This is a genomic window from Pseudomonas sp. VA159-2, assembly GCF_024126635.1.
GTDB lineage: Bacteria > Pseudomonadota > Gammaproteobacteria > Pseudomonadales > Pseudomonadaceae > Aquipseudomonas > Aquipseudomonas muyukensis.
This window is the reverse complement of sequence record NZ_JAMYBV010000010.1, coordinates 94,710-115,970: the sequence shown is the minus strand read 5'-3', so window position 1 is coordinate 115,970 and position 21,261 is coordinate 94,710. Positions and strand designations below refer to the sequence as shown.

Below are 21,261 nucleotides of genomic sequence, written 5' to 3'. Positions count from 1 at the left end.
TGCTCCTTAAAGTGCAATGTGTGGGGTGTCGGCCAACTGCACCGAACGGGCCTGGCGCATCAACTCCTCCAACTGGCGCCGGGCGATGGCCTCCAGTTGCGCGAGCGTACCCGGATCGTCGAGGCTGTTGCTGACGGTGACCGGCATGTTCGAGGTGAAGGTGAATTGCTGGTTGTAGACCGGTGCCGGTGGCGTGGCGGGCGGGGTCGATATGCCGGCAGGCGCAGCCGGCGCGGTGGGCGCCGGGCTGCTGATCGAGCGCAGCACATCGCCAGGCTCGGCCTTTGCCTGCGCAGGCGTGGCGACACCAGCCTTGGCTGCCGTGCCCACTTGGGCAGGCTGCTCCTTGCCGGCAAACCAGGTCTTGCCAAGCCAACCGCCGAGCTGGTCGCCGACCATCCCGCCAAGCGCGGCGCCGAAGGTGGTGCCGAGCACCGGCACCACCGAACCAATCGCCCCGCCAACCAGTGTGCCGACCAGCCCACCGACGGCACTGCCGTAGCCTTCGGCCTTTTCGCCAGCGGGCTTGTCGCTGGTGAAGGTCGTCAAGCCTTGCTGGGTGGCTTTGAGAACCGCGGGCTTGGCCAGTACCTTCATCGCCGCGCCAACGCCCCTGGGTTCCACCGCAGATGTTGCAGCGGCTGGGGCTTGCGCAGGTTGCGCGCCCTCCTTGGCGGGCCCGCTCGCCGTATCAATCTTGCTCGCGCTCGCAGGCTTGGCAGCCGGGGCAGCCTGCTGGTCACCGCCGAACCAGGTCTTGCCGACCCAGCCCCCCACCGCCTCGCCCAGCATGCCACCGACCGTGGAGCCGACCACCGTGCCCAGGCCAGGTACCACCGAGCCCAGCGCACCGCCAACCAGCGTACCGACCAGGCCACCCACGGCACTGCCGTAGCCCTCGGCCTTGTCGCTGTCGGACTTGTCGCTGGTGAAGGTCTCCAGGCCTTTGCCCACGGCCCCCAGCACAGCCGGTTTACCGAGGGATTTGACCGCGCCGCCCATCTTGGCGAATACCCCCTTGGGCGCATCGGAACTCGCCACGGGGGCGGTGCCTGGCGCGGCAGACGGATCAGCCTTGGGTTTATCCGCCAAGGCCTGCAACACCGTGCTAGCCGGCGTCTGCACAGGCGCTGTGGCGGCAGGGGCCGGTGCACCCAGCGCAAGCAGGCGTTGCCCCGCACGCGAGGCACCGAGCTCGAGTTCGCCCAAGGCACTGCCAAGGGCCGGTAGCGCCCCAGCGTCGACCTGAGCCTCGAACAGGTCGACCTGGGGCCCTGCCAACTGGAGCGACGACGCAGGCGCGGCCGCTCCAGCCTGGGCACTTGCCGAAGAGGCCGCGGGCGTTCTGCCCTTGTCGTCGCTGCTATCGGTGAAGAAGTCGTACAGCCCCTCGCCAGCGCGCCCCCCGAGTTTTTCACCCAGATAGCCGCCAAACAGGCTGGCGTAGTCCTCCCCCCGCTGACTACCGCGGGCGCCCCCCTTCGCCGCGCCAAGGGCCGCGCCGAGCAGGTTGCCGGCCAGTTCGCCGACAGCCGCACCGACGCCTTTGGCCTTCGCCCGGCCATCCTCGCCGGTCACCAAGGCCTCGCCAGTTTTGAGCGCTGCCGTGGCCGCGCCCATCCTGACCTTGCCCCTGACCGCCTTGACCGCCCGCTGCCGCTCTTCAGGGCTCAGACGGCGGCTGGCCTTGTAGGCCGCGATCCCACCAGCGGTAAGCCCACCCAGGCCAGCCATGACGATTCTGGTTTTCTCGCCAGCGCTACGGGGCGTGGCCGTGGGGCTGGCCGGGGTCGGCGGTTTGGCCGCTACCTCGGCCGGCGCCTTGCCGTGCGCTGCCGACAACCGCAGGGGTGGCGGTCGCGCTTCGACGGGCCTGAGCAGCGGCAAGCCGGCGATAGCCCGGCCCAGCTGCCCATAAGCCTGCTGCAACTGAACGACACGCGCGCCTTCGTCGCGCAAGCGCTCGACTTGCGCCTCGTGCCCCCCTGCCTGCTTGTCAGCCAGCTCCCTGCCGACGTGCCCCACCTTGTCCAGCTCCAGGCCCAGGCGGAGCACCTCACCGATGAGCCGCCCCAGGCGAGTGCCGTCCGCTTCCTTGCGCAGGCGCCCGATGCGCTGGCGGAGCGTATCGAACGTGGCGCCCAGCGGCTGGTCGGCACTGATGCCGAGCCCGAGGGTGAACACCTGTGTGTTGGCCATGCGTTCCTCCTTGTCATTCCGCCAGCCACCAGAGCATCTCGCTGAACGACATGCTCATGATTTCGCTGGCGGAAAAGTTCAGCTCCCTGGCCAGCCGCCGGGCGGCGGCCTTCTGCCGGGCAGGGTCAAAGCTCGTCGTCCTGCACCAGGCGAAAATAGCCAGCCTGCAGGCGGCTGTAGTCCTTCAGGGCCAGGCCTTCGAGGTCCTTGACGCCCACCTCGGCCAGCGAGGCGAACAGGTTCAGCTCACGCTGCTCGTCGTTGCCGGCGCCGCCGGCCTGGGCCTGGCGGATATCGCGCACGGTCGGTGCGCGCAGCGACAGGCTGTCGACCTGCACGCCATTGGCCTCGCTGGGGCGCGACAGGCGCACGGTCACCCGCTCGGCCTCCAGGGCCAGCCATTGCGGCTGTTTTTTCGCTTGAGCCATGATCGGTTCTCCTTAAAGCCCCAGTGCCGCGCGCTGGGCAGCCAGTTGGTCGACACCGTCGATCACCCGCTTCATGCCCAGGGCATCGATTTCGTAGACCAGGCGGCCATCGACCTCGAGCTTGTAGTAGGTGACGGCGACGCTGTGCTTGATCTCGGCCTTGTCACCGGACTTCCAGTCGCCCATGTCGACTTCCTTCAGCGCGCCGCGCAGGGTGACGATCACCGGGTTGATCTTGCCCTTGAGGCCCTTGAAGGCGCCGCGGAAGGTACCGTTGAAGCCGGTGCCGTCGGCCAGGCCGAAGAACTTCAGCGACTCGCGGCGCACGCCGGTGGTGGTGAAGGCGGCTTCCTGTTTTTCCATGCCCTGGTCCAGCTCGACCGGCATGTCCATGCCGCCGGGGCGGTACTCCTCGGTCTTCAGGGTGAGCTTGGGCAGGGTCAGGCTGGGCACGTCGCCCTGGAAGCTGACGCCATCGACGAACAGGTTCAGGTTGGCCAGGGTTTCGGGAATCATTGCCATGTAGGTGCGCTCCTTAAGCGGCGGAATCGAGGACTTCGGTCAGCCACTGGTTGGTGACTTCGACGCGGAAATTGGGGTTTTCGGCAGGCGGTACGTCGGTGAAGCGGATGTTCCAGTACACCTTGCCCTGCTCCAGCTGGCTGGCGGTGTTCAGCTCCGGGTCGGCGAACACCTCGAAGTTGATGATCGCGCCCTGGTTCTTCAGGTCGCGCATGAAGGCCTGCAAGCCTTCGGTGACGTCCTTGACGTAGGTGGCGGTGATGGAACGGTCGACCGCCCACTTGTGGCCGTAGAGAATCGCGTCCATGACGATGTCCATGGTCCGCACGCGGGTGACGAAGGCCCATTTCGGGTCGCTGGACAGGGTGCGGTTGCCCCACAGGCGGAAGCCGTCGTCACGGATGATGGTGGCGATGTTGGCGTTGTTCAGCAGGTTGGCGCGGCAGCTGTCGTCGCCATCGAGGAACTCCACCGCGCGGCTGGTGCCGGTGATGCCGACGAACTCCTTGTTCGAAGGCGAGGCCCAGAAGCCGTACTCGCGGTCGGTGAAGGCGAACAGGCCGGCGACCCAGGCCGACCCCGGCGCGTCGACGGTGGCCTCTGCGGCGTTGTCCCAGTAGCGCACGCCCGGGTCGACCAGGAAGGCGCGCTTGGCGCCGAAGTTCTTGGCGTAGGCGATGGCCGCTTCGTCGGTGCTGTTGGGGCCGTCGATGATGGCGATGGCGCGCAGCTTGTCGGCCAGGGCCACCAGGGCGGTGCCGACGGCTGGGGTGGCGCTGTGCTTGGGGGCGACCAGCAGGCGTGGCTGGGCGTTGAAACGGCTCTTGCCGTCGAGCAGCGCCTGCAGGCCGGTGCGCTTGCCGTCGGCCAGCACGTTGCCGATGATCGCCGAGGTCTGCTCGGCGGCGTCCTCGAGCTTGGCCACGCCGCAGGCGACGATGACCGCCTTGGCGCGGCTGTAGATGGCGCGGCAGGCCTGGGTGATCGCCGCGTCCTGGCCGAACGCCGCGACCGCTTCGCGCTCGCTGGTGATCAGCACCAGGTCATTGGCCTTGGCGCTGGCGCCCGGGCCTTCGCTGAAGGTGTCGACCAGGCCGATGATCGAGGACGACGGCAGCGCGATGCTGCGCGCGCCGCTGTCGACGTTGGTCACGGTGACGCCGTGGAAGAATCCACTCATGTAGGTTTGCTCCAGATGAAAAATAAAGGCCCCGCGAAAGCGGGGCCGGGAAGATGCTGGCGTTGTAGGCGCCGCGTCAGTTGTAGGGAATGGGCAGGTTGGCCGTTTCAATGAACAAAACGGGAACGACCGGAATGCTTGGATCAAGCACTTTCCTGTAGCAGAACGCAGGTCCGCCGTGGTGGACGTAACCCAACGCGTAGCAGGTGAATGCCGCTCCCGTGAAGGCCACACCCTGGTTCCAGGTCATCAAAAACGGATTGTCAAAATACCGGTAGAACGCCTCCATGCTGCTGCCCCAGGCCATGGTGCTGGTAGCCAGGGTGCCACTGGTGGTGAGCGCGGGATTAATCATCCGTTGCAGGCCGACCAGGTGCGTAGCCGAGGAGAACGTTCTCAATCCCTTGTCGTCGTAAAGCTCGATGCCAAAATTGACCGCAGGGGCCTGTGCCGCGCTCATCAATTTGCATACATAAACCTGTACGGTACCGGGCACATCCGAGGCGATCCACAGCGGTAGTCCGTAGGGATGCGACTGCTGATAGGGCTGCGATGGCCGCCCCTCATACCACACCGTTGTCGTCGCCCCAGGTTTGGAATGGCGCATGAAGATCAGGCAGTCTTGTTGATTAAGTAGATTGCCAGGCGCCTGGTCGACATAGAACGAAGCCGCTCCGCCTTGGTTCATTCGATTGGTCACGACATTCATCGTAAAACTTTTGAACAATCGCAGCGGGTAGGTTTGAGTGCTTAGCGACAACGTACCGTTGTCATGGTAGACATCAAACATCCTGTACCCCCCAGTACACAACGCTTGGTACCCTGATGATGTCGCGAGACGCCCACATGTTCTGAACGGGGAAGGTCCAACTGGCCACCCCGTTGCTCCAGGTGACCACGGGATGCAAGGGGATCTGCGTGGCATTCAGGATGGTGGGCCTTGAAAAGTAGGCGAACTGTCCCTTGGCCGCGATCGGCAGAGCGATGGAACCGTTGGCGTTGGTGGTGGTGAACATTCCCATTGCCCGGAAGGGCAACGACGAGGTGGAGAACAGCTCGACGCCGTTCGCATCCCTGACCTGCAATCCCTGCGTCATTGTTGCTCCCTGTTGTAAAGAACGCCCGATGGTGCGCGGCGTTGTCTGTTGAAGACAGATGATCAATTGGCGAAGGCAGCAACCATCCGCCTACTCGGGAAAGGGATATCGCGCTCTGATCTCGCCTACTTTTTCCATCCAGGCGCTGTAGTCCGGGAGTTCCCCGGTAACCAGAGCGTTGTAATCAGCCTCATTCTTCAGCGGGTCGGACTCCTGCACATACGCGAATCTGCGCTGCATCATCACTTGCTCTGTAGTCAGGGGACGCTGCGGTGGCGTGCGAAGAACCGGCAAACCATGCACATCAGCAATGATTTCCTTGCCTGCCGCCTGCCCCTCCAACAATTCGGCATAGGTCGTCGTCCAATCTGCCTGTTCTATCGCGTCATCCGGCAGATGCCAGCCGTGAATGTCCGCAGTCAGGAAGCCGCCTGCGGTCGCGGAGTAGTAAATGTCTTGCATTGCTTGCGCTCCTTAGCTGCCGATGGCCTGCCAGGCGAAACCGTAGGTGGCTCCCAGGGAAATACTCCCAGGTTTCTCGGTGACCACGGTGGTGAATCCCGAGGGCGTGACGGTCGCACTTTCATCGACAATGAACATCGCCCCCCCTCCCCCCCAATGACAGCCGGTTATCGAATGCACCGTATTAGGGAATTTGGTGGGGAAAACCACTGCCGCCCTCCCAGTGGAAGCGTTGATTACTCCTCGTCCCCACTGCAAGATCAAGCCGTTGGGCATGCGGGAGTACCCGTTGGTAGCCAACGTGCGGCTCCAAGGCAACGTGACGGGTTCGACACCGGGTCCAAACATCGACCACAAACCACCACCGATATGCAGCACGTCAACATAGGTATCGGACGCAATTACCCGGGCAACGCTCGAGTAGCCGGACGTCAAGGTTTCCTGGATCTTGTCGGCACCCTGTGGAACGATACTCAGGGGGTGCGTCCCCCAGTTGTGAATCCTGACGCACGCCCCAGGCCCCACTCCCGCTGACGCGACACTTGGAACAGAGTACGACTGCGCGGATGTACCCCAGAAATGCACGATGCCACCAAGATGTTCCGGCGTACCGCTCACAGGGCCAGGGGCATTGAATGCCGCGACACCACTGAATTGCTGCCCCCTCGCCTGAACGAATGCCGTACTGGCAATTTGCTGGCTGTTGCTACCAGAGACCGCAGTAGGAACCGTTGGGGTTCCGGTCAACGCCGGGCTGTCCAAGGGGGCCTTCAAGGCCAGCGCAGCATCGACCTGGCCTCGGGTGTAGACATCGGTCAGACCGTACCCGGCAACCGTGGTCGGAGTGGTCGCGGCAATCACTCGCCCATACTTGTCTACCGTGACACTGCGGTAAGTCCCTGCCGATACACCGCTACGGCCGAAGGCCATTTCATAGTTCTGGGCACTGACTCCCAAGGTCGTCGGCCCATCGCTGACCAGTTGCCAGGCGCTGTCGCCATTGAACGTGCCCTTCTCGACCAGCACCAGCAGGCCAGAGGTGACCTTGGCATCGCTATCGGCATCGCGGCTGCGCGCCCATGGGCCTGAGCCCACCTGATACAGACCATTGTCCTTGGCAGACGTCTGATCCTTCACCAAAACCCGGGTGCCGGCTTGCACTGCAACGCCATCAATGGTTTGCAACCCGCTCAAACTGATGGGCGCTGTGGTCGCCACCTGCACCGAATGCTTGAAATCCTGCCGGGCCAGCTCCTCGGTCACCCACTCACGGGTAGCGAGCACCACGGACGGGTCGATCTTCAGCTGCACGTTGCTGGCGCTGCTGACCACCAGGTTCATGCGCACCACCTGGGTGCGCCCTGAGCCCTGGCTGAGCAACGGTTTGTAGGTCGGTGCGCAGTTAGCCACGGCAACCATGTCGCCATCGGCGTCGTACAACGCGATCTCGCGGATCCACTTACCGCCCACGTCCGCCGGGATGACCTGCTCGGCGACGATGATCGCACTGTTCTTGTCGTCCACCTTCAGCTGGTTCAACGGCGCCCGGCGCCATTCGTTGATCAGGCTGGTCTGGGTGGCGTTGGGGGTGGGGTCGGCGCCGCTGGCGTCGCCCACGCCCATCTGGGTGATTTTCCACGGGATGCCCAAGGCATCCGCGTTGGCCTGTTTCGCCGCGCCCACGTTGGTGAGGATGGCGTAGAACTGGGAATTCTGGTCAACCATGTGCAATGTCCAAGGTATCGATTGTGTGTTCCCGGCCGCCGCGACCGATGGCACCACTGACGATCAGGTCAGGCGATGCCGGCGGGTAGACGTCGAGTTCATCGCCGTCCTGCTGCGTGCAGCCGAAGTAGAGGACGCCACGGCTTTCGAGGCTGATCGCCAGCCCCGTCATGTGGCGGCTGACCGGCCGGGCGTCGTCGATCAGCGACGACAGTTCGTTGTAGGTTTGCTCGCTGATGCCGCTGTCGGTCACCCCGACCTTCAGGGCAAAGGTCCCCGGCACCCCGGCAGGCTCGGCCTGCCACCACTCCTGCACCTCGATCAGGTAGCCGAACGGCTCGACCACCCGGCGCAAGGCGCCGAGGGTGCCTTTGTGGGCATGGACGAAGAACGCCGAGCGGATCACCGAGCGCTTGATCGCCTCGCTCCAGCTGTCGTCCCAGCGGTCCACCGACCAGGCCCAGGCCAGCTGGTAGAGCAGGTGTGCCGGGCAAGTGTCGGGGTTGTAGAGGGTGCGCAGGGCGGCCTTGAGGTCTTCGTCAGCCGCCACTTCGATGGCCCGCTCCAGCGGCGTGCGGTTGAGCGGCAACAGGCTGTGCATGTCACTCACCCCGCTGCAGGTCGATGCCGGTGCACCAGGCGGCCTGGGCCTTGCTCGGACGAATGTCGCGCCAGCCGAGCAGTTCGACCCGGCTGACGCCGTCGATGTGCAATTGCGCGTCGATGCCCGAGCGGGCGACCTCGACGCCCAGGCGCCGGCGTGGGTTGACCCAGGCCTGCAGACGGCGTCGGCATTCGCTGAGCACCGTCTCGTACTCCGGGCCGTTGTCGGCCATGTGCAGCACCGCCTCGACGCGGTAGGGCAACACCTCGGCGCTGCGCACATTGACGCGGTCGGCGACCGGGCGGATATCGTCGTCGTTGAGGTAGGCCGTGACCTGGGCCAGCAGCTCGGGGCTGGCCACGCCATCGTTGTCCAGGCTCAGCACGGTGACGTCCACCACCGCCGGCGACGGGCTTTCGGCGGTCGCGTCGGCGACCCGCCCCGAAGCGTTGCGGGCATGGAGGATGTAGCTGTTGCGCGGGCCGGCGGTGGTCAGGCCTTCATAGACCAGTTGCACGCGCTCGCGCAGGGCACCGTCGGATTCAAGGATCGCCTCGGTAGGTGGCAGCGTGGTCGGGTCCTGCGCCTGGATCACCAGGCGTTGCAGGCTGACGTTGGCCGCCAGCTGGTCGAGGTCGCTGCCCTGGGCATAGGCCAGCAACAGGGCCTTGGCGGCGTCGTTGATGCGCGCCCGGTTGAGCAGCTTGCGGTAGGCGCCGACCTCGAGCAGCTTGGTGACCGGGTCGCTTTCCAGGTTGGCGGTCCAGGCGTCGCCCAACTGGGCGCGAAAGCTGGCCAGGTCATCCTGGTACAGCACTTCGAAATCGAGGTCTTCGAGCAGTTGCGGGGCGGGCAGTTTCGACAGGTCGACCTGGCTCATACGGTCACCTCCACCAGGGCGTCGTCGCCCAGGTAGCGGCCGCTCAGGGCCAGGCTGACCTGGCCGTCGAGCACGGCCAGGACCTTGACCCGCTCCAGTTGCAGGCGCGGCTCCCAGCGCCCGAGGGCGCGGGCCACTTCGGCCTGCACCGCGCTTTTCCAGCCTTCGTTGACCGGCAGGTCGACGTAGCGACGCAACTGGCTGCCGTACTCCGGGCGCATGCGCCGGCTGCCCAGCGGGGTGGTGAGGATGTCTTCGATGGATTGACGCAGATGGGCGACGCCCGATAAGGACTGACCGGTGCGGCGGTCCAGGCCGATCATGGGGTACCTCTTTTCCCATGCTCATCCAGTGTGCGGATATGCATGACGTTCTCCTGATATGAAAAAGCCCACGGGCGTGGGCTTGTGGTTCGACTCGACAGGGTCAGGACGGCGGCGCTGGCCAGTCGATCTCGGCGGGGTAGCCTGGCTGCTCGAACACACGGTTCAACGCGATGCGGTAGCGCTTCCAGGCTTGCAAGCGGGTGGTCTCGACCTCGCTGGCGTCATCCAGATCGACGGCATCTTGCAGCGGGGCGATGGCGCTGTCGGCCAGGCTGCGCAGACGCGCGACTTCAGCCTGGGCAGCGCTGCCAGGGTCGGGCGTCAACAGCCTTTGGTAGTACGCCTGGACTTCGGCTTCGCTCAGCGCAACCAGGGCGCTGTCGATATACGCATCCTGCGTGCCATCGGCCTTGAAGGCATGAATCATCGCCAGGCCATCCCATGGCTCGGCGCGGTAATACTTCATGTGCGGATCGAACATTTAGATCCTCCTGTCATCGCATTTCCACCCAGCTGTTGAGCGGCCCCGGGTTGTTGCCGACGAACAAACCATACGCCGCGCCCGCCGGGACAATGATCGCGCCAGTGTCGATGTACTGGCCTGCTGCGCCGCTATAGGACCCGGTGAGGGTGACGCCATTGACGACCCACTGCAGGTACGAGTTGACCTGAGTGGCAGGACCGACCAATGCCTTGGCCTGGATGGGCCGCCCGCTGTCGTTCACATACGAGGTATTGAGTGCCCGGGCGGTCGCTTGCCAGCCCTGCCCCACGGTCCCCATCGGCGTGGTATTGACCCATGCCGTCCAAACTCCGCCTAGTACCCGGCGGATGGCCGTCAGTTCATTGGTGACCGACCAGGCAACCTGCACGCATTCACTGTTGGCCGCACGCCACATGGTGCGCACTACGCCATAGGCAATGAAAGCGGGTCGGTTGACCGTGGTATCGATAAACTGACAGTCCCGGTTGTATTCGAAGTTCAGGTTGCTGGAAACACTCAGCCCAGTGGTCGGTGCACACTTCTCATACCACCCCGTCCAGGTGCCATTGATCAGCATTCGCTGGTAGAGGCTACTGTCGTTGTAGGCGGTGAACGACTGCATGGAGTAACTGCCCGCCACCGAGCACACACGCAGATAACCGTTGGTATTGAACGGCAGCACGCCAAGGCTCTTGCCCTCGACGTAGTAATCACCGGTGGAGCGCAGCGCGTTGATATCACCCTCGACCACGCCAGGGGTGAAACCACCGATGGCGAAGTCTCCGACTTTCAATACCCGGCCAGCGGTGGAGTCGCCGGTGGATGTGGTCAGGGCCGCGAAAGCCGCGGTGCCAAAGTCGGATGCAGCCGGGGTTGAGCGCCAATCGCTCCAGGCCTGGATATTGGCATTGAAGCCTCGGCTTGCCGACTTGCCAGTCATCGGATCCAGTGCGATCTGGACAATGAACCCTACGGCTGTCTGCGCGACACACACCACTGGGTAGGTAATCCCTGGCGGAAGGTGAGCCGTTGTTCCACTCAGGGCACTGTACCAACCTGGGCTGGTCGCCTGGTTGAGGTCGGAAACGTCCCGGGTAGGCGAAATGGGCGCGGTCAGCCCCATGTCGTCCATCATCTTGAAGTTGTTGTTGATCCGCATGAACGCGGTGCGCAGAACGTCACCGTCCGCGCCGCTGGGAGGGGTTCCCAGCTTGATTGAATCGAGTGGCATATGACCTCTTAGTATTCTGTTACGTCCAGAACCAATCCGTTGGTGTAAGCCGCAACCTAACCCTGGTTACTGCCCGATCCTGGCCTTGCAAAGACGGTGATGAGTTTGTTGCTGATCAGATAGGCGCGGGGGTCTGGCACTGGCCGTGCCACATCCGGACCGCCCCAATCTGGAGCGTGGCCTTGCCGCTCAGGACCTGTAGCCCTGCCGACATCAGTACACGTCATAGACGTGATGCCTGGCTGTACCACCCCGCCAGTCTGGCCAATGGTCAATGCTTGTGATTGGCGGTGTTGCCGGCGGTGTCGATGATCCGCCCGCCGCCATTGATGTCGCCGCTGACCAACAGCGGGCCGTTGACCGTGACCTTGCCGGTCAGGGTGATGGCACTGGCCTCAAGGCTGATCGCATCGTCGCTGACCAACAGGGTGCTGGCGCCGACCTGGACACGCGCGTTGCCCGTGGGCAGCTGGATGTCATAGCGCCCGGCCTGCCAGTCATAGCTCAGCGAACCGCCGTCGGCGAAACGCCAGACTTCCACATGGTCACGGTCATCCGGTGCGCTGCCGGCATTGCCATACAGGCCAGGCACGAAGGTCCCTTGTGCCGGCTCGCCGCTGGGGCTGATCAGCACACCCTGCTCGCCCAGGCTCGGTGCCCGCCAGTGGCGGGCCTTGCCGGCGGCCTGGCTGTGCCAGCGCAACCAGGCGCTGGTCCAGTCGCCGTCGCTTACCCGCACCCGTGCCGCGGCCAGGTCCACCGCCACCACCGAGCATGGAATCACCAGGCACGCCAGCATGCGGTCATGCATCGCCGTGGCGTAGCTCATGCCAGGTCCTCCGGCGCCCAGTAGGCCTGCTGCTTGCCCGGGCCGGTATCTGGATCGAGCCCCAGCATCAGGCTGCCAGGCGGCTGGTCGGACCAGTCCCAGCGCGGCTCGCCGAACAGGATTGGCTGTTCCCAGCGCACCTTCCAGCCGGGGCCGTCGTACTGCGCCTGGACATTGCGGCAGGCTTCGACGAAGTCCAGCCCCCACAGTTGCTGACGCAGCAGGTCCATCAGCTGCGCGGCCAGTTCGCTGCCCTGCAACCGCGCCTCGGGCTGGGTCGGGTCCGGGGTGATGTCGGCCTCGAAGGTGGCAAGCAGTACCGAGCGGCCATCGCGCGGCGCGCCGTCGGCAGTCATGCGCAAGATGCCGTGGCGCAATGCGGGCAGCGCGGGCGAAGTGTCGGCGTGGTCATGGCTGTCGACCGAGGCCAGCGCCGGCAGCGCTTCGCGCACCCTGGCCGTCAGTGTCGCGGTGAGTGTGGAGAGTTCGCTCATCGGCGATTCCTCATGCAGGCAAGCGGCGATCATTGCGGTGCGGATGGCCACTCGAGGGTTTCAGGAAAACCGTCCTGGTCGGGCAGGCGGTTGAGCGCCACGCGGTAGCGCTTCCAGGCCCTGAGGTTGTCCAGTTCCTGAACGCTGGCCTCCTCCAGGTCAACCGCATCCTGCAGCGGGGCAATGACCTGGTCGGCCTGGGCGCGCCGCTCGGCGATCTCGCGCAGGGCGGCGGCCAGCGGGTCGGGACGGGGCTCGGGCAGCGGCTCGGGCGGCAGCGGCTCGACGGCCACGTGCAAGGTCAGGCTGTGCTGCAGGTCGACCGCGACACCGTCGCGGCTGATACTGATTTCCAGCGCTGGCGCGACATGCCGGATGCGCACCTCGACACCTGCATCCAGCGGGTTGATGACATACCCCCAGCCTTCCGGTGGCGGCGCCATGCCCAGGGTGCCTTGCACCCGGTACTCACCGATGCCCGCCTTGTGGCTGCTGATCGCGTTGCGCCCCAGCGAGGTCACGTCGATGACTTCGCCGGTCGGCCCATTGAGGTTGATTGCGGCTCGGGTCATATCAGATCGCCTTGAGGGTACCGTCGGCGGCACGGGTGGTGTTGCCGGTGTGGTAGATGACGTTGAAGGTGGCCGTGGCGAAGCTGCCCGAACGCAGCACCAGGCGAGCTTCGGGAGACTGTCCGAAGAACAGCTGCGCGCCGCGGAACTCGGTCTCGCTGTAGGGCACCGTGAGCACCGAGCCATAGGCGATGCCCGTGGCCCCGACGTACTGGGTGTTCGGCGTGATCAGGGAAAATCCACCTTCCATGCGGTTGATCGAATCGCTGTAGGGGGACGACTTGCCGCCGACCCCGAACGCGCCGACCTCCAGCACGTTGCCTGCCGCAAGCCCAACGTTGCGCGTCGCGGCAGTCCCCAGGCCCAATGCTGCGCGAGCCTCGACGGCGCTCTTGCCGCCAGTGCCACCCTGGGCGAGGGTCAGGGGTGTGACAAGCCCGGTCAGCGCCTTGATATCGGCGTTGTTGCCTGCCGCAGCCTTGCTGGTCTGCAGGTTGGCGTCGGCTTGATAGAGTTCGTCGAAATTGGCGACAGCCTTGACCCAGGCGGAGCGCTGGGTGTCGCCGCCGGCACCGCCGGGTGCGGTGCCGAGGTTGATGGTCTGTTTGGCCATGTGTATCTCCATGCTGGGCCGTGCGCCAGCCGCTGGCTGGCGCTACGGGAGGGTGGAAGGTTGCCGCGCAGGCACGAGCGTCAGTAACCGGAAACGCTCGCGATGATCAGCGGCGCCATGGGGCCGGGCTCAGGGTCAGGCATGCTGGCATTGGGCTCGAGGAACATTTCGTCGGACCAGTTCCTGTCCTCGATGACCGCCAAGCGCCGCCCCAGGCTGACCCTGCCGTGGTCGACACAGATCATGTCGCGCTGGACGAAGGTCGTGGTGTGGAATGGCGGGGCCAGGTAATAACGGCGGTAATAGGCCAAGCCGGCGGCATAGGTGTTGCCAGGCACCACCGGGAAATCCATCCCGGCCTTGGTCACCGGCCCGGCATAGGCGATGCGCAAGGTCTTGTGGCTGGAGTCATATAGCAGTTCACCGCTCGCCGAGTAACTCTGCAGCCCCCACTGGCTGGGCATGATCGGCGCCTTGGCAAACACGTAGATCGTGATGACCGTGGGGTTGAAGCAGGCGAACCGAACCACATCCTTGTGCCCCAGCCCGTACTCCACCGAGATGTACTGGCCCTGGGTATCCCCCAGCAACAGCACGCCGTGGGCGGGCAAGGTCACATCGGCGCCGGCCATCAGCGAGCGGTTGAACGGATCGAACCCCTCGACCAGCGCGATGGTGCGCTTGTGTACCAGGCTGAGCACCGGGTTATTGCCCGTCAGTTGAATGTGATTGCCCTCGGCAAAGACTTCCAGGCCCATCAAAACACTCCATAGATGATTTCTACCGAGACGCTGTAGCCGTACTGGGCATAGGCACCGGTGTAGCGAAACGCCGGGAAGCTCCAGCTGAGCGTTTGCCCTTGCAGCTTGACCACCGGATAGATCAGCTCGTAGGGCAGCTGATAGTTCGGAGGTCGCGACGGCAACGCGTCAGGGTGAAAGAAGTAGAACGGCTCGCCACGCATCAGCTCAGGCACGATCAGGCTGCCTGCGCGGGTCCCGGTCACCACCGAGCCGAGCAGGGTGCCCAGGCGGTTGCTGGTATCCAGGTTCGGGCTCGCGTCTTCATTCCAGGTTTGCAAACCGAGCTTCATCCATCACCCCCAGATGCCCATGCGCACACGCAAGGTGTTGTTGGCGTCGAAGATCTGGATCAGTTGGTTGGTGATCACCAGGCGCCCCTGGCCATCCACCGAGCCGTTGATCTCGAACGCGCCGCTCTTGTCCAAACGCCATCCGGTGCGGCCGGGCACATAGTTGTTCGACTGGATCACATTGCCGATCTTGGCACTGCTGATGGCGCCGTCCTGGATCAACGCGGCGTTCATGAATACCTGGCCGTTGCTCACCGAAAATGGCGTGAACAGCTTGCCGCCCGCCTGGGTGCCGACCACCGAGAACCTGTCGGCGCGCACCAGGAACTGGCTCTGCTTGTCCTCGATGCCCAAGGACACCCCCGCCGCCACGTACTGACCGTCGTTGGTCACCTCCATCTTCACCGACCACATCGTCGACAACTTCTTGTCGAGCCCGGCTTGTACCTGGCTGATCTGCTGCACCGAGGCGTTGGTCTGGCCTTGCTGCACCTGCACGGTGTCCAGCTTGCGCGCCATGGCCAGGCCATCCTCGATGCGCGCCGACTGCTCGGACCACACGCCGACGAAGGTCTGGGTGGAGCCCGCCAGGTCGCTGCCGCTCCCCGCCAATGGCGGGTTGACCTGGGCGTAGATGCCGTCCAGGCGGGTGCCTTGGGCGGTGACCTTGCCGTCGAGCTGGGTCGCCTGGGTCTGCAAGGTGGTGATGGCCTTGGCCTGCCCCGCCGCCTGGCCCGCCACATCGCCGACGCGACTGGTCAGGTCGGTGATGGACGATCCCTGGGCGACCAGGGTCCGGCCTTGCTGGCTGACCGTCGCGCCCAGCTCGCTGATGGCGCTGGCATTGGCATTGTCGGCCTGGGTGACCCGCCGGGCGACGATGTTGCACCACAGCGAGCGGCCGCTACCGTTGGCCGGCTCGGTGCGCACGAGGATACGCCCCTTGACCGCGCCAGCTGGAGCCTTGACCCGCCCGCCAAGCTTGCGAAAGCCCTGGGCAGTGGCGGCCGGGAAGCTGAAGGCAGCCAGATAGCCCAGGTTCTTGTTGTCCTTGTCATAGAACTGCATCTGCAATTGCGCGGTCTGGCCGCTGGCCATTTCATCGGCACTGACCTCGGCTGCGAGGTCGAACTGCTCGTCCGAGCTGCAGAGGATATTGTTGCCCGTGCCACAGAAGCTGTTGCCATAGAAAGCGATGGCCTTGCCATAGCGGGTACCGCCCAGGTTCGCCGGCACCACCACCGCAGGCGCTGGGTAAAGCTTGGCATCGAAGGTCCAGGGCTGGCTGTCGCCGTCCTCGAAATCGCCCTTGATCACCAGGTTGTCCGGCTGCTGGCCCAGCGCGGCCTTGAGGCCAGTAATCGCCGAAGCCTGGCTGTCGAGCTTGCCCTGGGCCTCGCTGACCTTGTTGCTCAGGGTGGTCACGGCAGCGGCATCGGCCTTGCCCGACAGCGCGCTCTGCAACCCGGTGAGCTGGGTGTTCTGCACCGTGTTGATACCCTCGGCGGCGGTGATCTGGCTTTCCGCCTTGCTCATCCGTGCCGCCAGGCCGTTGCTGTCCTTGACCACCTGGCCCACATCCAGCCAGTAGCCGGCATTGGGCGGCGGCGTCTTGACCGGCACCGCCTTGAGTGCCTGGTACAGGCCCTGGGCCTGACGTACCAGATCGCCGAGGGCATAGGCCTTGGCCGGGTCGTAGTTCAATGCGTTGGCGGCGCGGGCGACATCGTCCAGGCGCGACTGCACATCGCTGTTCAAGCTTTGCAGGCGCTGGTTCACCGAGCCATTGCCGGCGCCGTCGATCAGCTCGATACGGTCGAACAGGTGCTTGCCCAGGGCCGACTCGCTGATCTTGCCGGAAAAGTAGCGGTCATAATCGCTCTGCTCGGCACTCGATTGGCCGCGTACGCCGATGCCGTCCGGATACCATTTGCCGACGTTGCCACTGCGGTCCACCAGGCGTGCCCAGAAGAACAGTTGCGCACCGGCGGCCAGGCCCTGAAGCTCATGCTCGGCCTGCGGGTAGGCAAAGTCGCCGAGCTTCCTGGCATCGACGCGGTTGGCGCTGGTGCCATACCAGATTTCCGTGCGCTGGGTATCGCCTGTGCCCTCGGGGAATTGCCAGCTCAGGCCGACGGCGAACACCTTGCTGGTGGCCAGTAGCTGAGCCACCGCCGCAGGCGTGCCGAGCTTGCCCTTGAGCGGGGTCAGTTCGGACAGTTTCCAGATCGAGGTGATCTCGCCGACGCTGATCGAGCGCACCCGTGCCAGGTAGTCGCCGGCATAGATCCCGGTGACGTCAACGCTGGTGGCACCGCTGCGCGGCAGGCTGATCCAGTTGCCATCGTCCTTGCGCCACTCCACTTCATAGGCCACCGCGCCCGCCACGGCCGGCCAGGTGATGGTCAAGGTGCTGACCGCCAGGCCTTGGCTGACGGCATGGTTGCTGCTGAGGCTGACACTGGCCGGTGGTGGCACCAGGTTGATCGGCGTGACGCTGACAGGCCGTTCTTCCAGGCGGGCACCGCTGTCGATATGGGCGAACTTGCTCGGCTCGTACTGCACCGCGCTGATCTCGTACACCCCAGGCTCGGGGCGCGACACGCTGGTCACCCGGTACAGCGGCACGCTCAGGTCCGGCGCGTCCAGCGCCCAGACCAGCTCCGCCTCGGGGGCGACGCTGTAGGCCGAGGTCAGGGTCAGGCGACGACCCGCGACCGTCTCTACCGTACGTGCCTCGCAGGTGCCGTCGGGCAGGTTGAGGATCAGCCGATCCCCCACTTTCGCCTGGGTATCACGGTCGAGGGTGACCTGACGGCCGCTGGCCGCGGCAATCCGACCACCGATGGCACGCCCGGCCAACAGCTCGTCGGCCACCGGAATGACGAAGCCGGGCAACGGGATGCGCCCGTCCATGCCGACCCGGAAACTGATGCCCCGGTCACGGGCGTTGGTCGCCAACGCCCACTTGCCACGGCGCTGCGCCTCGGATTCGCGGGTACAGCCGATGGCGCTGATTTCCAGTGGGTTATCGCCATAACGGCGCTGCAACTTCTCGTCGGTGACCACCGTGACGTCGGTGTCATAGCTGTTCAGCGGGTTGTCGTAGCTGATCAGGGCGCGGCTGTAGCGGCTGCGTTCCGAGCCACTGGAATAGCTGAACTTGCCGCCGATGACATTGGCACGGGTGTAGGCGAAGTCGAAATCGGTGGCCCGTGGCATGTCCGCCAGGCTGTACAACTGCCCCTGTGCCCAGTAGGTCATGCCGCGGTAGATCCCGGCGATGTCGCGCAACAGCGACCAGGCCTCGGCCTTGCTCTGCAGGTTGAGGTTGCAGATGAAACGCGCTTCCTGGCCGCCCTTGCCGTCGGGGACCAACTGGTCGCAGTACTGGGCGATGCGGTACAGCTCCCACTTGTCGACCATCCATGGCTTGATCCGGCGGCCCAGGCCGAAACGGTCGTTGGTGCAGATACCGTAGGTGACCCAGGCCGGGTTGTCGGTCCAGGCTTCCTTGAAGGTACCGTCCCACACGCCGATATAGGCGCGGGTGTCCGGGTCGTAGTTGCTCGGCACCGGCCACTTGCGGCCTCGACATTCCACGGTCACGGCAGGAATGTTGCGGAACTGCTCGGCGGAGAACTCGATGTACAGCAACGCGGTGTTGGGGTAACGCAGCTTGGCGTCGATCACCTCGGTCAGGCCGGCGAGCTGCATGGTGTCGGCGACCTTGTTGTTGTTCTGGTTCGGCGTCAGCCTGCGCACGCGCAGGGTCCAGCCGCTCGCGGCCTTGGGCAGGTCGATGCGTCGGGTACGCTCGTAGGTGCTGGTGGTCTTGCCGTGTACCGCGTCCTTGAGCACTTGCTGGTAGGCGCCGCCGTCGGTGGCCACCTCGACCACGTACTCGATACGGTGCCCGTTGATGTTGCCGGCGCTGTCCATGGCCTGCAGCGCCGGCCAGGCAAAGCGCAGGCGCACCGCCGACAGGCGGGTGTCACTGATGGCATGCACCCAGGGCTTGTCGCTGCGTAGCTCGATACCCTGGCTGATCTCGTTGTCCACCGACGGGATGCCCGGGATATGCGGCTGCTCGACCGAACCGGTGCGCCACTCCCACTTGACGCCTGGGAAGTTGTAGTTGCCCTGGTCGTCCATCAACGGCGTGCCGTCGAGGTAGATGTCACGGGCGCTCGGCGTGCCGGCGAATTCTCCCTCGCCAATCGCCAGCAACATCTTGGCTACCGCGATGGAACGCAGGCTGTCCGGCGCCTCGACCGGCGTCTTGGGCTTCTTCTGACCACCTTTGCGACCGATGATCACAGGTCTGTTGGTTTCGCCCATGTGTTCCTCCAGGCGTAAAAAAACCGCCTCCGAGGCGGTTGGCTGAATGGGGCCGGGGATGCAGGCCGGCTATGGCCCTGTACCTGGCGTTGGGTCCCGGGCGGTCAGAGCCGGTCCTCGGCATAGATGGCGGCGCTGATGATGGCGCCACCCCAGCGCCGCTTGCCCACGCACAAGGGCACCGGGTTGCCGGATGCCGTGGTGTTGCGCGCGGCGCCAAAGGCATAGCCGGGGGTGTTTTCCGGCGCCTGGCTCATGCTCAAGCCCTTGGGCTGCGGGCTGAGCAGCTGCATGACGCCACCCAGGGCCATGGCCGCGCCCATGTGGGCGACGAAACCGGCCGTCCCTTCCGAGGCGAAGGCTGCACCGACGCCACCGCTATAGAAGGCGGCAGCAGCGATCATCACGATGCCGACGATGGTTTGCAGGGTACCGGCGCGCTTGCTGCCGGCGACCACGGGGACGATGCGGATCTCCTCCCGGGCCTGGAAGCCGAGCTCCGCCTCGCCGACATTGCGCCGGTCGTTGAACACGGCAAACTCCAGGCCGCGTGAGCGGGCATTGGCCAGAAACCGTTCGAAACCAGGTACCAGCACGCACAAGGCCTTGATCGCCTCACGCGGTGTGTTCACCGCCAGCTCGAAGGTCTTGCCGAACTGGCGTAATTGGCCGCCAAGCCTGATACGGGTCAGCGGCGATTGAAGGGTGGCTGCTGACATTGCAACTCCTTGTGCGTAAGACGGCTGCCCAGGGCAGCCGTATTGACCAGGTGGCACCCCGCCCTCACAGGCGGTCCTCGGCGTAGATGGCCGCGCTGACGATCGCCCCGCCCCAGCGCCGCTTGCCGATGCACAGCGGCACCGGCAGACCGGTGGTGACGGTGTTGCGGGCGCTGCCGAAGGCATAGCCCGGGGTGTTCGAAGGGCTGGCGCTGAGCTTGAGGCCCTTGGGCTGCGGGCTGAGCATCTGCATCACGCCCCCCGCCATGAGGCCGGCGCCCATCTGCACCGCCCAGGTTTGTCCGAAATACAGCCCGCCGACGATCATCACCGCGCCGACGATGGTCTGCAGGATGCCGCCACGCTTGCTGCCGGCCAGCACCGGGACGATACGCAGCTCCTTGGTGCCCCCCAGGGCAAAGGCATCGCTGTCGACGTTGCGACGATTGCGGAAAATCGCGAAGCGCATGCCCAGACGGTCGAGCCGACGAATCTCCTGCTCGAAACCCTCCAAGGTGTTGCGCAAGGCCCGAAACACTTCCCATGCCTGGCCGCTGTCCAGGCGCCGCCGGTGTTCGCGGCCAAACTTGCGCGCCAGCACACCGGACAACTTGATGGTGGTCAGGGCCGGCGCATTGATCACGGATACAGCCATCGAGGGCCTCCTGTGCGAATCTGCTTGAAACGAAGGCCGCTCATTGGCGGCCATCGGCATCGCGGTGGCGCAACACCAGCCGCGTACGGTCCAGCCACGGTCCACCGAACACGATCACTTCGCTGGGGCGCCCGTACAGATGGTGCAGCAGGAACGGGCCAGCGCCGGTGGGCGTCCATGGCTCACCTGGCAGGCGCGGATCACTGCCCAGAAAAATCCCGGCATGGTTGGGGTGCGCGGTACGCCCAATGGCCATGACCAGCATGTCGCCACGTTGCGGGCTGTCCACCACGGTAAAACCAGCATCGGCGTAGGCCTGCTCGTACAGGCTGGGGCCCTGGGCATCCTCCCACCAGCCGTCTTCCCGGGCATAGCGCGGGAAGCTCAGCCCCCATTCGCGCAGGTACCAGTCGGCGCACACCTGCCAGCAATCCCACAGGCCATGCACGAACGGGCGCCCCAGCAATGGCGTTTGCCCCTGGGGCAGGATCGTGCGCAGGTCACCTTCCGGCCAGGACAGGATATGCCAGGGCAACCCCGTGGCCTCGCACATGGCCAGGTCACGGGGGGAAGGCCGGCTGCTGGCGTCCGGGTGCGAGTGCACCACCGCGACAATTTCCCCGAGGTCTTCCGCCGCCGCGTAGTCGTGCGGATCGATGCGGAACTCTTCGTCGGGTTCGCTGGCCGTGTTGCGACAGCGCTGGTAGTCAAGCCGCCCTGCCCGCTCGATGACCAACCCACAGGCTTCGCGGGGGTAGTCCTGGGCGGCATGGCAGCGGATAGCGTCGAGCAGGTCCGGTGCCATGG

23 protein-coding genes are annotated in these 21,261 nt (G+C 65.1%); all 23 read right to left on the bottom strand.

Going from position 1 to position 21,261, the window contains the following annotated elements; all coding sequences use genetic code 11:
* Positions 1 to 6 precede the first annotated feature (6 nt).
* Entirely contained in the window at positions 7 to 2,199 is a 2,193-nt protein-coding gene (locus tag NJG22_RS12410; protein WP_253094873.1) for a hypothetical protein, read from the bottom strand.
* Positions 2,200 to 2,324: 125 nt separating this feature from the next.
* Entirely contained in the window at positions 2,325 to 2,627 is a 303-nt protein-coding gene (locus NJG22_RS12405) for a phage tail assembly protein (protein WP_253094871.1), read from the bottom strand.
* A gap of 12 nt (positions 2,628 to 2,639) precedes the next feature.
* Positions 2,640 to 3,149 (bottom strand): phage major tail tube protein, encoded by a 510-nt coding sequence (locus tag NJG22_RS12400; protein WP_217849448.1) that lies wholly within the window; start codon positions 3,147 to 3,149, stop codon positions 2,640 to 2,642.
* A 13-nt stretch (positions 3,150 to 3,162) separates the two neighbouring features.
* Complete coding sequence (locus NJG22_RS12395) at positions 3,163 to 4,329, bottom strand: phage tail sheath family protein (protein WP_253094869.1); 1,167 nt, start codon at positions 4,327 to 4,329, stop codon at positions 3,163 to 3,165.
* Between the two features lie 76 nt (positions 4,330 to 4,405).
* Positions 4,406 to 5,119: a hypothetical protein gene (locus tag NJG22_RS12390; protein WP_253094867.1), complete on the bottom strand. Its 714-nt coding sequence runs from the start codon at positions 5,117 to 5,119 to the stop codon at positions 4,406 to 4,408.
* Complete coding sequence (locus NJG22_RS12385) at positions 5,112 to 5,426, bottom strand: hypothetical protein (RefSeq protein ID WP_253094865.1); 315 nt, start codon at positions 5,424 to 5,426, stop codon at positions 5,112 to 5,114. The genes NJG22_RS12390 and NJG22_RS12385 overlap by 8 nt, the downstream gene beginning before the upstream one ends.
* A gap of 90 nt (positions 5,427 to 5,516) precedes the next feature.
* A complete protein-coding gene (locus tag NJG22_RS12380) occupies positions 5,517 to 5,888 on the bottom strand; it encodes a hypothetical protein (protein WP_253094863.1) in 372 nt (123 codons plus the stop codon).
* A 12-nt stretch (positions 5,889 to 5,900) separates the two neighbouring features.
* On the bottom strand, positions 5,901 to 7,613 hold the full coding sequence (locus tag NJG22_RS12375) for a phage tail protein (protein ID WP_253094861.1): 1,713 nt from the start codon (positions 7,611 to 7,613) through the stop codon (positions 5,901 to 5,903).
* A complete protein-coding gene (locus tag NJG22_RS12370; protein WP_253094859.1) occupies positions 7,606 to 8,214 on the bottom strand; it encodes a phage tail protein I in 609 nt (202 codons plus the stop codon). The genes NJG22_RS12375 and NJG22_RS12370 overlap by 8 nt, the downstream gene beginning before the upstream one ends.
* Before the next feature lies 1 nt (position 8,215).
* Entirely contained in the window at positions 8,216 to 9,097 is an 882-nt protein-coding gene (locus NJG22_RS12365; protein ID WP_253094857.1) for a baseplate J/gp47 family protein, read from the bottom strand.
* Positions 9,094 to 9,420, bottom strand: coding sequence for a GPW/gp25 family protein (locus NJG22_RS12360; RefSeq protein WP_217849460.1), 327 nt, complete (start codon positions 9,418 to 9,420; stop codon positions 9,094 to 9,096). Before NJG22_RS12360 ends, NJG22_RS12365 begins: the two co-directional genes overlap by 4 nt.
* A gap of 103 nt (positions 9,421 to 9,523) precedes the next feature.
* Positions 9,524 to 9,904, bottom strand: a complete 381-nt coding sequence (locus NJG22_RS12355; protein WP_253094856.1) for a tail fiber assembly protein — start codon at positions 9,902 to 9,904, stop codon at positions 9,524 to 9,526.
* A gap of 13 nt (positions 9,905 to 9,917) precedes the next feature.
* Positions 9,918 to 11,138 carry a pyocin knob domain-containing protein gene (locus NJG22_RS12350; RefSeq protein ID WP_253094854.1) on the bottom strand — a complete coding sequence of 407 codons (1,221 nt, stop codon included), beginning with the start codon at positions 11,136 to 11,138 and terminating at the stop codon, positions 9,918 to 9,920.
* Positions 11,139 to 11,409: 271 nt separating this feature from the next.
* On the bottom strand, positions 11,410 to 11,967 hold the full coding sequence (locus NJG22_RS12345) for a phage baseplate assembly protein V (protein WP_253094852.1): 558 nt from the start codon (positions 11,965 to 11,967) through the stop codon (positions 11,410 to 11,412).
* Positions 11,964 to 12,461, bottom strand: coding sequence for a hypothetical protein (locus NJG22_RS12340; protein WP_253094850.1), 498 nt, complete (start codon positions 12,459 to 12,461; stop codon positions 11,964 to 11,966). The genes NJG22_RS12345 and NJG22_RS12340 overlap by 4 nt, the downstream gene beginning before the upstream one ends.
* 29 nt (positions 12,462 to 12,490) lie before the next feature.
* Complete coding sequence (locus NJG22_RS12335) at positions 12,491 to 13,033, bottom strand: tail fiber assembly protein (RefSeq protein ID WP_253094848.1); 543 nt, start codon at positions 13,031 to 13,033, stop codon at positions 12,491 to 12,493.
* A 1-nt stretch (position 13,034) separates the two neighbouring features.
* A complete protein-coding gene (locus tag NJG22_RS12330; protein ID WP_253094846.1) occupies positions 13,035 to 13,646 on the bottom strand; it encodes a hypothetical protein in 612 nt (203 codons plus the stop codon).
* Positions 13,647 to 13,726: 80 nt separating this feature from the next.
* Positions 13,727 to 14,404 carry a hypothetical protein gene (locus NJG22_RS12325; RefSeq protein WP_253094844.1) on the bottom strand — a complete coding sequence of 226 codons (678 nt, stop codon included), beginning with the start codon at positions 14,402 to 14,404 and terminating at the stop codon, positions 13,727 to 13,729.
* Positions 14,404 to 14,739 (bottom strand): hypothetical protein, encoded by a 336-nt coding sequence (locus tag NJG22_RS12320; protein WP_253094842.1) that lies wholly within the window; start codon positions 14,737 to 14,739, stop codon positions 14,404 to 14,406. The genes NJG22_RS12325 and NJG22_RS12320 overlap by 1 nt, the downstream gene beginning before the upstream one ends.
* A 3-nt stretch (positions 14,740 to 14,742) precedes the next feature.
* Positions 14,743 to 19,080, bottom strand: a complete 4,338-nt coding sequence (locus NJG22_RS12315; RefSeq protein ID WP_253094840.1) for a phage tail protein — start codon at positions 19,078 to 19,080, stop codon at positions 14,743 to 14,745.
* 104 nt (positions 19,081 to 19,184) lie between these two features.
* Positions 19,185 to 19,799 carry a tail assembly protein gene (locus NJG22_RS12310; protein ID WP_253094838.1) on the bottom strand — a complete coding sequence of 205 codons (615 nt, stop codon included), beginning with the start codon at positions 19,797 to 19,799 and terminating at the stop codon, positions 19,185 to 19,187.
* 64 nt (positions 19,800 to 19,863) lie between these two features.
* Positions 19,864 to 20,454, bottom strand: coding sequence for a tail assembly protein (locus NJG22_RS12305; protein WP_217849482.1), 591 nt, complete (start codon positions 20,452 to 20,454; stop codon positions 19,864 to 19,866).
* Positions 20,455 to 20,494: 40 nt separating this feature from the next.
* Positions 20,495 to 21,259 (bottom strand): C40 family peptidase, encoded by a 765-nt coding sequence (locus tag NJG22_RS12300; protein ID WP_253094836.1) that lies wholly within the window; start codon positions 21,257 to 21,259, stop codon positions 20,495 to 20,497.
* Between the last annotated feature and the right edge of the window lie 2 nt (positions 21,260 to 21,261).

Bases quoted from the DNA above. Each gene is read 5' to 3' on its own strand.
- NJG22_RS12410 (WP_253094873.1), bottom strand. From the start codon at position 2,199: ATGGCCAACACACAGGTGTTCACCCTCGGGCTCGGCATCAGTGCCGAC.
- NJG22_RS12405 (WP_253094871.1), bottom strand. From the start codon at position 2,627: ATGGCTCAAGCGAAAAAACAGCCGCAATGGCTGGCCCTGGAGGCCGAG.
- NJG22_RS12400 (WP_217849448.1), bottom strand. From the start codon at position 3,149: ATGGCAATGATTCCCGAAACCCTGGCCAACCTGAACCTGTTCGTCGAT.
- NJG22_RS12395 (WP_253094869.1), bottom strand. From the start codon at position 4,329: ATGAGTGGATTCTTCCACGGCGTCACCGTGACCAACGTCGACAGCGGC.
- NJG22_RS12390 (WP_253094867.1), bottom strand. From the start codon at position 5,119: ATGTTTGATGTCTACCATGACAACGGTACGTTGTCGCTAAGCACTCAA.
- NJG22_RS12385 (WP_253094865.1), bottom strand. From the start codon at position 5,426: ATGACGCAGGGATTGCAGGTCAGGGATGCGAACGGCGTCGAGCTGTTC.
- NJG22_RS12380 (WP_253094863.1), bottom strand. From the start codon at position 5,888: ATGCAAGACATTTACTACTCCGCGACCGCAGGCGGCTTCCTGACTGCG.
- NJG22_RS12375 (WP_253094861.1), bottom strand. From the start codon at position 7,613: ATGGTTGACCAGAATTCCCAGTTCTACGCCATCCTCACCAACGTGGGC.
- NJG22_RS12370 (WP_253094859.1), bottom strand. From the start codon at position 8,214: ATGCACAGCCTGTTGCCGCTCAACCGCACGCCGCTGGAGCGGGCCATC.
- NJG22_RS12365 (WP_253094857.1), bottom strand. From the start codon at position 9,097: ATGAGCCAGGTCGACCTGTCGAAACTGCCCGCCCCGCAACTGCTCGAA.
- NJG22_RS12360 (WP_217849460.1), bottom strand. From the start codon at position 9,420: ATGATCGGCCTGGACCGCCGCACCGGTCAGTCCTTATCGGGCGTCGCC.
- NJG22_RS12355 (WP_253094856.1), bottom strand. From the start codon at position 9,904: ATGTTCGATCCGCACATGAAGTATTACCGCGCCGAGCCATGGGATGGC.
- NJG22_RS12350 (WP_253094854.1), bottom strand. From the start codon at position 11,138: ATGCCACTCGATTCAATCAAGCTGGGAACCCCTCCCAGCGGCGCGGAC.
- NJG22_RS12345 (WP_253094852.1), bottom strand. From the start codon at position 11,967: ATGAGCTACGCCACGGCGATGCATGACCGCATGCTGGCGTGCCTGGTG.
- NJG22_RS12340 (WP_253094850.1), bottom strand. From the start codon at position 12,461: ATGAGCGAACTCTCCACACTCACCGCGACACTGACGGCCAGGGTGCGC.
- NJG22_RS12335 (WP_253094848.1), bottom strand. From the start codon at position 13,033: ATGACCCGAGCCGCAATCAACCTCAATGGGCCGACCGGCGAAGTCATC.
- NJG22_RS12330 (WP_253094846.1), bottom strand. From the start codon at position 13,646: ATGGCCAAACAGACCATCAACCTCGGCACCGCACCCGGCGGTGCCGGC.
- NJG22_RS12325 (WP_253094844.1), bottom strand. From the start codon at position 14,404: ATGGGCCTGGAAGTCTTTGCCGAGGGCAATCACATTCAACTGACGGGC.
- NJG22_RS12320 (WP_253094842.1), bottom strand. From the start codon at position 14,739: ATGAAGCTCGGTTTGCAAACCTGGAATGAAGACGCGAGCCCGAACCTG.
- NJG22_RS12315 (WP_253094840.1), bottom strand. From the start codon at position 19,080: ATGGGCGAAACCAACAGACCTGTGATCATCGGTCGCAAAGGTGGTCAG.
- NJG22_RS12310 (WP_253094838.1), bottom strand. From the start codon at position 19,799: ATGTCAGCAGCCACCCTTCAATCGCCGCTGACCCGTATCAGGCTTGGC.
- NJG22_RS12305 (WP_217849482.1), bottom strand. From the start codon at position 20,454: ATGGCTGTATCCGTGATCAATGCGCCGGCCCTGACCACCATCAAGTTG.
- NJG22_RS12300 (WP_253094836.1), bottom strand. From the start codon at position 21,259: ATGGCACCGGACCTGCTCGACGCTATCCGCTGCCATGCCGCCCAGGAC.